At 70.5% G+C, this 12,400-nt stretch carries 10 protein-coding genes; 6 read left to right on the top strand and 4 right to left on the bottom strand.

The genetic code is table 11. From position 1 onward, the window contains the following. Positions 1-17: 17 nt before the first annotated feature. The gene (locus OG587_RS36865) at positions 18-1,469 is read right to left on the bottom strand and encodes a serine hydrolase (protein ID WP_329083427.1); all 1,452 of its coding nucleotides are present in this window, start codon (positions 1,467-1,469) and stop codon (positions 18-20) included. 286 nt (positions 1,470-1,755) lie between these two features. On the opposite strand from OG587_RS36865, the gene OG587_RS36860 reads away from it, so the two are divergent. The 6 genes from OG587_RS36860 (at position 1,756) to OG587_RS36835 (ending at position 8,548) form a co-directional block, all read left to right on the top strand. Then, on the top strand, positions 1,756-2,820 hold the full coding sequence (locus OG587_RS36860) for a sulfite oxidase (RefSeq protein ID WP_329083426.1): 1,065 nt from the start codon (positions 1,756-1,758) through the stop codon (positions 2,818-2,820). An 814-nt stretch (positions 2,821-3,634) separates the two neighbouring features. After that, positions 3,635-4,027, top strand: a complete 393-nt coding sequence (locus OG587_RS36855; protein WP_329083425.1) for a GntR family transcriptional regulator — start codon at positions 3,635-3,637, stop codon at positions 4,025-4,027. Then, positions 4,024-4,914, top strand: coding sequence for an ABC transporter ATP-binding protein (locus OG587_RS36850; RefSeq protein WP_329083424.1), 891 nt, complete (start codon positions 4,024-4,026; stop codon positions 4,912-4,914). Before OG587_RS36855 ends, OG587_RS36850 begins: the two co-directional genes overlap by 4 nt. Then, the gene (locus OG587_RS36845; RefSeq protein ID WP_329083423.1) at positions 4,911-5,966 is read left to right on the top strand and encodes an ABC transporter permease; all 1,056 of its coding nucleotides are present in this window, start codon (positions 4,911-4,913) and stop codon (positions 5,964-5,966) included. The genes OG587_RS36850 and OG587_RS36845 overlap by 4 nt, the downstream gene beginning before the upstream one ends. After that, on the top strand, positions 5,963-7,381 hold the full coding sequence (locus OG587_RS36840) for a S41 family peptidase (protein ID WP_329083422.1): 1,419 nt from the start codon (positions 5,963-5,965) through the stop codon (positions 7,379-7,381). The genes OG587_RS36845 and OG587_RS36840 overlap by 4 nt, the downstream gene beginning before the upstream one ends. A 12-nt stretch (positions 7,382-7,393) precedes the next feature. Continuing rightward, on the top strand, positions 7,394-8,548 hold the full coding sequence (locus OG587_RS36835; RefSeq protein WP_329083421.1) for an alpha/beta hydrolase family protein: 1,155 nt from the start codon (positions 7,394-7,396) through the stop codon (positions 8,546-8,548). 74 nt (positions 8,549-8,622) lie between these two features. Here OG587_RS36835 and OG587_RS36830 read toward each other — a convergent pair whose 3' ends face one another. The 3 genes from OG587_RS36830 to OG587_RS36820 form a co-directional block, all read right to left on the bottom strand. Then, positions 8,623-9,084, bottom strand: coding sequence for a hypothetical protein (locus OG587_RS36830; protein ID WP_443075314.1), 462 nt, complete (start codon positions 9,082-9,084; stop codon positions 8,623-8,625). 79 nt (positions 9,085-9,163) lie between these two features. Then, positions 9,164-9,682 (bottom strand): DUF2087 domain-containing protein, encoded by a 519-nt coding sequence (locus tag OG587_RS36825; RefSeq protein WP_329083420.1) that lies wholly within the window; start codon positions 9,680-9,682, stop codon positions 9,164-9,166. A 173-nt stretch (positions 9,683-9,855) separates the two neighbouring features. Further along, positions 9,856-12,348, bottom strand: a complete 2,493-nt coding sequence (locus OG587_RS36820) for a DEAD/DEAH box helicase (RefSeq protein ID WP_329083419.1) — start codon at positions 12,346-12,348, stop codon at positions 9,856-9,858. Positions 12,349-12,400: the final 52 nt, after the last annotated feature.

Here is a 12,400-nt window from a genome sequence, read left to right as displayed (position 1 = left end):
GGGGTGCGTGGGGGTGCTCAGCCCTTGGCGCGGTGGCCGTGGGAGGCCGCCTGGTACTGGTCGATCGCCAGACCCAGCCGGGCCAGCTTCTCGGTGTAGGTGACCGGGAAGACGCCGGGCTGGGTGGCCGGCCGGTTGGCGTCGACGTACTGGGTGCCGAGGTTGGTGAACGCGACGACGACGTAGTGGCGCCCGTCCTTGCCCGGCAGGGACTTGACGATGCCCGCGTCGGCCCCGGAGTTGCCGACCCAGCCGGTCTTGTGCGCGAACGTGACCTGCGCCTGGGCGTTGCAGGGCCGTACGTCCCGGCCGAAGTTGTTGCCCGCGACCGTCACCGAGCCGTCGGCGGCCACCCAGCGCGACGCCACCCGCTGCGGGATGCCCGGAGCAGGGTACGCGTCGCCGCATCGGTTCGTGGTGGAGAGCATGTCGTTGAAGCCCTGCTCGCCGAGCAGCCTGCTGAACAGCTGGCGGGAGGCGGGGCTCAGCACCTCACCGGTGACCGGCCTGCCGCCGGGGGCGGTCCACGCGATGCCCCGTACGCCGTTGACCAGCGCGAGCAGCTTGGCCGTGTCCAGCGAGCTCATCGTGACCGGGTTGGACCAGCGGCCGCCGTTGGCCGGGTTGGTGTTCTTCAGCTGGATGGTCTCCAGGCCCAGGTCCTGGAAGGTCTTGTTGAGCTCGTCCACCGCGCCGCGGTCGTGCAGCAGCTTCACCAGCGCGCAGGACGCGGCGTTGGAGGAGGAGGTGATCGAGGCGTCCATGTAGGCGCCTACGGTGTTGCTGCTCGGGCCGCCGCACAGCGAGCTGATCGCCGTGGGCTGGTAGTCGTAGGTGTCCTCAAGCTTGATCTCACCCTTGTCCACCAGCCGCAGCACCCCGAAGTTGACGATCAGCTTCAGGACGGAGGCCGGGTAGGGGAGCATGAAGTCGATGGGCGCGTTCTCCCGGCCCGGTACCACGTCGATGGTTCCCCGGCCCTGGTTGGCGTACCACCCGGCGTCGTCCCACTGCCGCCATCGCACCTGGGTCGTGCGGAAGTTCCGGTCCACCGGTACGACGATCCCCTGCGGATACTGCGGGCTCATCAGCACCGTGCCCGACGACACCGGCCGGCCCCGCTGGTCCAGCTCCAGGACCGTCACGTCGAGCTGCGGCTGCTGGACGATCGGCGCGGGGTCGGCGGCGTTCGCGAACAGCCGGGCGTAGTCGGTGGGTGTTCTCGCGTCCTTCTCGGTCACGTTGGCGAGCGCTCGGGCCTGCGGGGATCCCGGCGGGGCCAGGTCGAGGACCTCCTCGAAGCGCAGCTCGGTCATGGCGTCCCGCAGGAAGCCGGCCAACTCGCCGCTGTCGGTGGTGTGGGCGGTCCGGGCGGCCTGCGCGGGCGGCGCCGCGGCGCCCAGCAGCGCCGAGGCGGTGACCAGCGCGACCGCGGCGCGCCGACTCGTTCCGGTTCGGAAAATTGACATGGTTCATGATCATAACCAATGGATGCTCACTCTTTCAGGTGTTTTCGATCTTCGGGTCCGCATGCCTTGCCGGAGGCTCCGTCCTCCGCCGCGCGGATTCCGCTTGTCAGCGGCCCTGACCCGGCTCCCGCGGCCCACCCGGGACGGGCGTGTTCCCGCAGGCAGGCCCGTACCCGGCGCGGTGCCAGGGATGCCCAAGCTTGCCTCCCGTCTCGGCCGGGGCCGTGTCGTGCCGCCGTTCCCGGGTACCCCGGACTACGTGGGTATATGGGGAAAAAGAGATGACATGGTGGTCCACGGGACCGAGCCGTACAACGCCGAGGCTCCGCCGTGCGCCCTGGCCGATCACATCCTCACCCCGCTCGACACCTTCTACAGCCGCAACCACGGCCCCATCCCCGACCTGGATCCGGGGTCCTGGCGCCTGACCGTGGACGGCCTGGTCGAGCGCCCGCTGACGCTGTCCCTGGAGGACCTGCGTTCCGGGTTCCCCGAGCGGACCCTGGTGGCGACCCTGCAGTGCGCGGGCAACCGCCGTGCCGGTCTGATCGAGGTGCGCGACATTCCCGGTGAGGATCCCTGGGGGCCCGGCGCCACCTCCACCGCCCGTTGGAGCGGCGTCGGCCTGGCCGACGTCCTCGCCCGCGCCGGACTGCTCCCCGAGGCCGCGCACATCGCCTTCGCCGCTCCGGACGTCTCCGAGCTCGCCGATCCGGCCCAGCCCTACGGCGGCTCCGTGCCCGTGGCCAAGGCCGTCGGCGGGCAGGTGCTGCTGGCCTGGGCCATGAACGACCGGCCGCTGCCCCGGGCCCACGGCGCCCCGCTCCGCGTCGTGGTCCCCGGCTGGATCGGCGCCCGCAGCGTCAAATGGCTCCAGCGCGTCACCGCGCGGAGGGAACCGTCGGACAACTACTTCCAGGCCACGGCCTACCGCCTCCTGCCTCCCGAGGCCGACCCCGCCAAGGCGGGGCCCGGTGACGGCATCTCCCTGGGACCCGTCGTCCTCAACACCGCCATCCTGAGCCCCGGCGACGGCGCCCGCCTTCGGCCCGGCCTCACCCGGATCACCGGCTACGCCTACGCCGGAGACGGACGTACCGTCGCCCGCGTCGACGTCTCCCTCGACGGGGGCGACAGCTGGATCCAGGCGGACCTCGGCGAGCAGGTGGGCCCCTGGGCCTGGCGGCACTGGCACGCCACCGCCGACCTGGGGAAGGGCGAGACCGTGATCGTCGCCCGCGCCTGGGACAGTGGCGGGGCCACCCAGCCGGAATCGCCCCGGCACGTGTGGAATCCCAAGGGGTACGCCAACACCTCCTGGTCTCGCGTCCGCGTCACCTGCGTCCCTTGATGGGCACTGGGGCGCCGGGGGAGCTGAGGAGACGCTGAGGGGACACGCCGCGGGCGCCGCACGTCGCGGGGAGGGTTCCGCGAGGTTCCGGTTCGGATGACGCCCGCCTCGGACGTCGCCATGGCCGGACGCGCCAGAACCCGTCTGACAATTCGGCCTGGCGGAGCCAGAGCATCAAGGACGCGATGACGGCGCCTGCGCGACAACGGCCGACAAGCCTGTTGAAACGGGTGGTCGCGACCCGCCGCTGTTTGAGCTTGCAGAAACACCCTTCGACCAGGTTGCGCCCCCCGGGGCGGACCGCATGTGCGCCGAAGACACAATCCGCAGGTCCGACATCTCATCAGAGATCAACCCTCCCGGTCACCAGCCAGGGGCACGGTCTGACCCTGGGGCTCGACGGCCCAGAGGCAGTCAGCGCTCACCTGGCGGCGGCTTACCGAATCGAGTCTGCCTGACCAGGCAAAACACTCTCGATTCACCCCCATCAGAGGGGGTCGCGGTGCTGTCTTTCGCTCACCTTCCGGCGGTGGCCAGGTGGTCGCGCCAGGCGGTCATCTCACGGACGGTGACCGCCCGCGAGCGGTCGTGCCGAGCCGGTCGGTGATCCGGGCGGAAAACCGCTCCGGGTGCCGGGCGATCTCGCCGACGACCTCCGGCGAGCGGACTCCGCGGACCGCTGGATCGAGACAGTACTCGATCCAGGTGGTGAGGCGGTCGCCGACCGGGGTGAGCTGCCCCCGAGTGCTTTCTTAACAAGTTCCATACATGTAATAATCTAAAGTACTAGGACAGTAGATAAATGGAGGAACCGGTGATCGAGTTCCATCTGGACGCGAAGTCCGGCGTCTCGCCGTACATGCAGCTGGTCCAGCAGGTACGGCATGCGCTACGACTCGGCCTCCTGCGCGAGGGCGACCAGCTGCCGACCGTCAAGGAGGCCGTGGCGCAATTGGCGATCAACCCCAACACCGTCCTCAAGGCCTACCGGGAGCTCGAGCACGAGGGCCTGGTCGCCGCCAGGCCGGGGGTGGGGACGTTCGTGACGGCGACCCTCACCAACACCTCGCTGGCCGCGCACGGCCCGCTGCGGCTGGAGCTACAGCGTTGGCTGGCCAAGGCCCGCCGGGCCGGCCTCGACGACGAGAGCATCGAGGCCCTCTTCACGACCACCTTTCGGACCACCGCTCAGGAGGAAATAGCGTGACCGCTGTCTTAGAAGCCCAGGGACTGGGCAAGCGGTACGGCAAGCGCTGGGCGCTGCGCGAGTGCACCGTCGACATCCCGGCAGGCCACGTCGTCGGACTGGTGGGCCCCAACGGAGCCGGCAAGACCACGCTGCTGAAGCTGGCCAGCGGCCAGCTCGAACCGACGGCGGGCGGCATCACCGTGCTGGGCGGCCGTCCCGTCAGCGGTCGCGCACAACTGGCCAAGGTCGGCTTCGTCGCTCAGGACACCCCCGTCTACACGGGGCTGACCATCGCGGATCACCTGCGGCTGGGTGCCCGGCTCAACCCCCGCTGGGACGCCGCGATGGCACGGGAGCGCATCGCACGGCTCGGCCTCGTCCCCACCCAACGGGCGGGCAAGCTCTCGGGCGGCGAGCGTGCCCAGCTCGCCCTCACCCTGGGCCTGGCCAAGCGGCCCGAGCTGCTGATCCTGGACGAGCCGGTGGCCTCGCTGGACCCGCTGGCCCGCCGCGAGTTCCTGCAGGGGCTGATGGAGGCCACCGTCGAGCACGAGTTCAGCGTCGTGCTCTCCTCCCACCTGGTCTCCGACCTGGAACGGACCTGCGACTTCCTGATCGTGCTGGTCGACTCCCGTGTCCAGGTCGCCGGAGAGGTCGACAGGCTGCTGGCCACCCATCACCGGCTCACCGGCCCGCGCCGCGACCCCGACCGGCTTCCCGCCGACCAGCACGTGGTCTCCGTGCGCCACACCGACCGGCAGAGCACGTACGTGGTCCGTACCGACGCCCCGATCCTCGACCCCGCCTGGACGGTCACCCAGCTCGGTCTGGAGGACCTCGTCCTGGCCTACATGGAGAAGCGCACCGCCGAGAACCGGCGAGCCGCCCTGGAGGTGCAGCGATGATCTGGTTGACCTGGCGTCAGTTCCGCGGCTCGGCCGCGATGATGGCCGCCCTGCTCGTCGCACTCATCGCCGTCCTGGCCCTGACCGGGCCGGACCTGGCCTCCCAATACTCCACCGGGATCGCCGCCTGTACGCAGGACAGTACCTGCGACCGCTTCTACGACCGCTTCTTCGACAAGTACCAGCTGCCCTTCACGGCCGTCAGCCTCGTCGCGCTGCTCCTGCCGGCGCTGGTCGGGCTCTTCTGGGGAGCACCGATGATCACCCGCGAGCTGGAGGCGAACACGCATCTTCTGGTGTGGAACCAGAGCATCACCCGCGGCCGCTGGCTGGCGGTCAAGCTCACGCTCACCGGCCTGGTCGCCATGGCCGCCGCCGGCGTGTGCGGCCTCGCGGTGACCTGGTGGTCCGATCCCCTGGACAAGTCGGCCGTTCCGGAGCTGGCCCTGATGGCTCCTCTGGTGTTCGGTGCGCGCGGCATCGCCCCGATGGGGTACGCGGCCTTCGCTTTCGTCCTCGGGGTGACCGTGGGCATGCTCGCCCGCCGCACGCTGGCCGCCATGGCCCTCACCCTGGCGCTCTTCACCGTGATCCAGATCGCCATGCCACTGCTGGTCCGGCCCCACCTGATGCCCCCGGTCACGTCGGCCTTCGAACTCGGCAAGACGAACGTGGACGGCATCGGCGTGAACCGGGACGAAACCCAGCTCGTGCACATCATGCTGGAGTCGGCCGTCCCCGGCCACGCCGGCGCCTGGGTCCTGTCCAGCGAGTTCGTCGATCCGTCCGGGCGCCCGAGCGGCACGGAAGCCGCCGTCAAGCTCTCCACCACGTCGGGACCCTGCGCACCGCCGGGGGCGGGAGCGGGAGCGGGACAGGGCATGGACACGTGCGTGGCCGAGATCAACCGGCTCGGCTACCGGCAGCAGGCGACCTACCAGCCCCTTGAGCGCTTCTGGCCCTTCCAGTGGATCGAGACCGGGATCTACGCCCTGCTCACCGCCGGCCTCACGTGGTTCTGCTTCTGGTGGGTCCGAAGGCGCCTGTCATGACCGCCGTCAGGACCGCGGCCGCCGGGCTCGCCCTCCTGCTGGCGACGGCCTGCACCGCGCCGGCGCCGCCGCGCATCCAGGCGAGCACGGCGGGCGCGACGGTCTGCGCGCGCCCCCAAGGCCCCCCGGCAGTGGAGACGGCCACCACGATCGAGGTCATCGAGCAGGCGTACTTCTGCATTCTGGGCACCTACTACAGCGGCGCCACCCTGGACGCCAGCTCACTGCTGATGGCCGGGTTCATCGCCCTGACCCAGGAGCTCAACCGCGACGGGCGCGACGTGCCCGAGGCGACCATGCCCGCGCTGACCGGCGACCGCAAAGCCGACTGGGCCGCCTTCGAGACCGTCTTCCGGAAGATCACCGACCAGGTCCCCGACCTGCGCGACCGGTTGGCCGTCGTCACCCTGGAGGCCGTCGTGGCCGCCCTCGGCGACAACCACGCCCGTTGGGCGCACGACGTCAAGCGCCACCCCGATCACTACGACGGCGACGGCTACGGCCTGGGCATAGCCGCGAACGTCAACGGCCCGCAGGCGGACGCCAACCTCGGCGTCGCCCTCCCCCCGCTGTTCGTCACCACGGTGCAGGGCGGCGCCGCCCAGGCCGCCCGCCTGCGCCCGGGCGACATCATCGAAGCGGTCAACGAATCGGCGCCCTTCATCGACGGCAAGGCCACCCCCGCGATCGCCGCCCTCTACCCGCAGTACCCCGACGCGCGGCCGGTGCGGCTGCGGCTGCTGCGGCAGGCCACCGGCCGCCGCTGGAGCGTCACGCTCAAGCCCGGCCTCTACCAGCGGGACCTGGCCACCCTGCAGGTGGTGAGATCGGAGCTGCTGGAAGACGACATCGCCTACGTACGGATGACCGCCTTCGCTCCCGACTCCGCGAACCGGGTGCTCAAGGCCGTCTCCAGGCTGCGCACCGGCCGGACCCTGTCCGGTGTCGTGCTGGACCTGCGCGGCAACGGCGGCGGCAGCCCTGTGGAGGCGACCCGGCTGGTGAGCGCGTTCGTCCACGGCAAGGTCACCGCCTACCAGTGCACCGTGGACGCCAGGTGCGAAGCGTCGCGGACCGACGACACCGTCGAGTTGCTCGGCCTGCCGCTGGTGGTGCTCGTCGACCGCGGCTGCGCCTCGGCGTGCGAGCACTTCAGCTCCGCGGTCAAGGACCTGCGCATCGGCCGGCTGGTCGGCACCAGGACCGCCGGCGTCGTCTCCGGCCCGGCGCAGCCGTACCTGCTCGCCGACAACACCCTCCTGAGCTTCCCCGACAGACACCACCTGGGGCCCAACCGCGAGGTGATCGACAAGATCGGCGTGCCGCCCGACCACTACGTACCCCTGACCCCCAAGGACGCGGCCGCCGGGCGCGACCCCGCGCTGGCCAAGGCCCTGACCTTGCTGCACATGTGAATGGACCTCTCCATGAGACAGCTCCTGGCGGTGGCCGCGGGATTGGTCGTCCTGGCCGCGTCCGCCTGCTCCGCGCCCACGCCGCCCCGGGCCGCCGCCCCGTCGGCCACACCGACCGGCCCCGCCACCCTGCCCGCCCCCACCGGCCCCCGGCCGGTCGGCACCACCACCCTGTATCTGACGGACACCTCCCGCCCCGATCCCTGGGACCTCGACGTCGACACCAGGGAGCTCAAGGTCACCCTGTGGTATCCGGCCAAGCGGCGCGACGGGGAGCGCGCGCCGTACATGACGCCGAAGGAATCGGAACTCCTCCTGAAGGGCTCCAGGGTCACCGGCGCACCGTACGACACACTGAGCAAGACACGCACGAACGCCGTCAAAGACGCCGACCCGGCAGGGCGCGGGCTCCCGCTCGTGGTGCTCTCTCCTGGCTTCACCAAGCCGGTGAGCACCCTCACGTCCCTGGCCGAGGATCTGGCCAGCCGAGGGTACGTCGTGGCCGGGATCGACCACACCCACGAGAGCTACGCCACCACCTTCCCCGACGGGCGGGTCGCCGAGTGCCTCGCCTGCGACAGCGACACCGACCCGGGATTCGGCCCGAGAGTGGTCCAGGGCCGGGCGGCCGACGTCTCCTTCGTGCTCGATCGGCTGCCGTCGGAGTGGGACGGTTCCGGCCTGATCGACCGCTCCCGAATCGCGATGGCAGGCCAGTCGATCGGCGGGGCCGCCGCCATGGCGGCCATGCTGAAGGACTCCCGCGTGCGCGCCGGGATCGACATGGACGGCACCACCTACGCCCGGATTCCCAAGAGCGGGTTCTCCCGGCCGTTCATGTTCATCGGTGCGCCGCAGCACGTCCCCGGGGGCCGCGACACCTCCTGGGACCGCGATTGGAAACGGCTGACCGGGTGGAAGCGCTGGCTCGTGCTGTCGGGCACTGACCACCAGTCCTTCACCGACCTGCCGCTGCTGTCGGGCGCCCTCGGCATCAGGCCCGCCCCCGGCGCCCTGTCCGCGGCGCGCTCCGCCGAGCTCACCCGCACGTACGTGGCGGCCTTCCTCGACCGGCACCTGAAGTCGCGGCCGCAGCCCCTGCTGGAGGGGCCGTCGTCGCGCTCCCCGGAGGTGAAGTTCTGCCCCGCGACGTGCGGCACCCCCTGAAGCCGTACGGCGGGGCGTCGCCGTCCGACCGGTGGCGACATCGTGGACCGCACCGTTGAATCGTCGGACAGGCCTCAGGGGCGGGCCAGGTCGCGGCGGAGGTGTTCGGCGGTGAAGGAGTCCCGCTCGTCGAGGAGGTGCGACGGCGTGCCCTCGAAGATCACGGCGCCGCCCCGGTCGCCGCCGTCGGGGCCGAGGTCGACGATCCAGTCGGCGATCTCGATGACGTCGCGGTCGTGCTCGACGACGAGCACGGTGTTGCCCTTGTCCTGCAGCTCGCGCAGCAACTCGTTCATGCGCGTCACGTCGCGCGGATGCAGCCCGATGGTCGGCTCGTCGAAGATGTACGTCATGTCGGTCAGGCTGCTGCCCAGGTGCCTGACCATCTTGATCCGCTGTGACTCCCCGCCGGAGAGGGTGGGCGTCGGCCGGTCCAGGCTGAGATACCCCAGGCCGATGGTGACCAGGTGCCGCAGCCGGTTCACGATCGCCGGGACCATCGTCGCCGCGACCGGGGCGTCGATCCCGGCGACCACGTCGACAGCTCGGCCTGGACTTCACCGTACGGGAGCCGCCCGAGCTGATCGACCACCTCCGGACGCTGGCCACCCGCCTTCAGGCCTCGACGGAGCCGCCGCTGCGCCAGTAGACGTTGCTCGCCCGGCTGAGCATGCCCTCCTCGACCAGATAGCGGCGCAGCGCCGCGTAGTCGTCGTGGAAGGCGCGCAGCGCGACGTTGACCTCCTTCTCCGGGTAGCGGACCCCCGGCTCGAAGACCTGGACCACGTAGTCGAGCACGACGAGTTGCTTGTCGCGCTTGGTGGGGATCGCCCGCAGCCGTCCCTCGACGAGGAAGGACTGCAGAACCCTCTCCTCGGGGGAGGCCGGGGTGGCGGGCCTGGCCGTGGCGTGCAGCAGCTCACGGAAACGCTCGCGCCGCGCCTCCCACTCGCCGCCCTCTCCCCGTACGGCCAGCCCGCCGCGTTCCAGGCGGTCCAGCGCGCGCCTGACCGCCTCCCCGTCGAGGCCTGGCTCCTCCTCCGGTTTGCCGCCCAGCACCAGGGCGGCCAGCACCTTCAATGTGTCCTCCTGGTACAGCAGACCCAGCACCTGCCTGATCGCGTCGTCGCTCATCCCGCCATTCTTGCCGGTCCCGCCTGATATTTCTGCGCCCGCGGACAGCCGGGACGAGCCCTTGGCCGTCGTCTCCGGCGCCGGGTGTGGCGGGGAGGGCGGGGGAGCCGGGTGGCCGGAGCCGGTTCGGGCCGTGAACCGGCCGCCTCTCCCGCCGAAGGCGCCAGGGGATGTCAGAGGCGGTTCAGGCCGATGACGTGGACCACCGCGCGGCCCTCCTCGTCGGAGGCGGCCAGATCCACCTGGGCGTCGATGCCCCAGTCGCCGTCGCCCGCGGGGTCGGAGACGACCTGGCGGACGCGCCAGAACTCCTTCTCCTCCTCGATGCGGAGCAGGCCGGGGCCGCGGGCGTCCGGGCCGGTGCCGATCTCCTCGTGGTCGTCGTAGTAGGCGTCGAGCGCGGCGCCCCAGTCGACGTCGGGGGCGAGCTGCTCCAGCTCCTGCTCGTTCTCCAGGGAGGCCAGCTCGATCAGGCGGAACATCGCGTTGCGGACCAGCACCCGGAACGCGCGGGTGTTGGCGGTGACCGGCTTGGTGCTCTCCTCCAGCGAGGGCGCCTCCAGCTCCCCGGTCGGGTTCTGCAACTGCTCCCACTCGTCCAGGAGGCTGGAGTCGACCTGGCGGACCAGCTCGCCGAGCCACTCGATGAGGTCGACCAGGTCCTCGGTCTTGAGGTGCTCGGGGATGGTCCGCGACAGGGTGCGGTAGGCGTCGGCGAGATAGCGCAGCACGGTGCCCTCGGAGCGGGTCAGCTCGTAGAACTGCACGTAGTCGGCGAAGGTCATCGCCCGCTCGTACATGTCACGGACGACGCTCTTGGGGCTGACCGTGTAGTCGCCCACCCAGGGGTGACCGCGCCGGTAGGTCTCGTACGCGCCCAGCAGCATGTCGGCCAGCGGCATCGGGTAGGTGACGTCGGCCAGGAGCTCCATCCGCTCCTCGTACTCGATGCCGTCGGCCTTCATCAGCGCCACCGCCTCGCCGCGCGCCTTGTTGAGCTGCGCCGACAGGATCTGGCGGGGGTCGTCGAGGATGGACTCGATGATCGAGACCATGTCCAGGGCGTAGTTCGGCGACTCCATGTCGAGCAGTTCGAGGGTGGCCAGCGCGAAGGTGGACAGCGCCTGGTTCAGCGCGAAGTCCTCTTGCAGGTTGATGGTGAGGCGGGCCATCCGGCCGTGGTCGTCGGGCTCGCTCAGCTTCTCCACCACGCCTCCGGCCAGCAGCGACCGGTAGATCGCGATGGCCTGGGTGATGTGCCGCCGCTGCCACTTGCGGTCCTCGTGGTTGTCGGTGAGCAGGTGGCGCATGGCCGCGTAGCAGTCGCCGGGACGGTTGATCACCGCCAGAAGCATGGCGTTGCTCACCTTGAACCGGGAGTTCAGCGGCTCGGGCTCGGCGGTCTGCAGCTTCTCGAAGGTCTCCTCGCTCCAGCCGACGAAGCCCTCCGGCGGCTTCTTGCGGGCGAACCCGCGCCGCCTCTTGGGATCGTCGCCGATCTTGGCCAGGGCCTTCTCGTTCTCCACGACGTGGTCGGGGGCCTGGCAGACGACGTAGCCGATGGTGTCGAATCCGGCCCGTCCGGCCCGCCCGGCGATCTGGTGGAACTCGCGGGCGCGCAGCCGCCGCACCTTGTTGCCGTCGTACTTCGACAGCGCGGTGAACAGCACGGTCCTGATCGGGACGTTGACGCCGACGCCGAGCGTGTCGGTGCCGCAGATGACCTTCAGCAGGCCCGCCTGGGCGAGGCGTTCCACCAGGCGGCGGTACTTCGGGAGCATCCCGGCGTGGTGCACGCCGATGCCGTGTCGCACCAGCCGGGAGAGCGCCTTGCCGAACCGGGTGGTGAACCGGAAGTGGCCGATCATGGAGGCGATCGCCTCCTTCTCGGCCTTGGTCGACATGTTGATGCTCATCAGCGCCTGCGCCCGCTCCATGGCCGAGGCCTGGGTGAAGTGGACGACGTAGACGGGGTACTGGTTGGTGGTGAGCATCTCCTCCAGCGTCTCGTGGAGGGGGGTGAGCCGGTAGGAGTAGACCAGCGGGACCGGGCGCTCGGCGTTCTTCACCACCGCGGTGGACCTGCCGGTGCGCCGGGTCAGGTCCTCCTCGAACCTGGTGACGTCCCCCAGGGTCGCCGACATCAGGATGAACTGGACGTTCGGCAGCTCCAGGAGCGGCACCTGCCAGGCCCAGCCGCGGTCGGGCTCGGAGTAGAAGTGGAACTCGTCCATCACCACCTGGCCGATGTCGGCCTTGGCCCCGTCGCGCAGCGCGACGTTGGCGAGGATCTCCGCGGTGCAGCAGATGATCGGCGCCCCGGGGTTCACGCTCGCGTCGCCGGTCATCATCCCGACGTTCTCGGTGCCGAACACCGCGCACAGGTCGAAGAACTTCTCCGACACCAGCGCCTTGATCGGCGCGGTGTAGAAGGTGCGCACGTCCCTGGTCAGCGCGGTGAAATGGGCTCCGGCGGCGACCAGGCTCTTGCCCGAGCCGGTCGGGGTGGCCAGGATCAGGTTGTTTCCCGACACCACCTCGATAAGAGCCTCCTCCTGCGCCGGGTAGAGGGTCAGCCCCCGCTCGGAGTTCCACTCGACGAAGGCGTCGAAGATGGCATCGGGGTCGGCGTCGATCTCTTCTGGCAGGCGGTCTACGAGGCTCACGGTTCAATACTGCCGAAGAACTTGAGGTGGTCGGACCGGCGGCGGCTGTGGA

Origin of the sequence: Streptosporangium sp. NBC_01469 (genome assembly GCF_036227305.1) — a bacterium.
Taxonomy (GTDB): Bacteria; Actinomycetota; Actinomycetes; order Streptosporangiales; family Streptosporangiaceae; genus Streptosporangium.
This window is presented reverse-complemented; position numbering and strand designations above follow the sequence as displayed.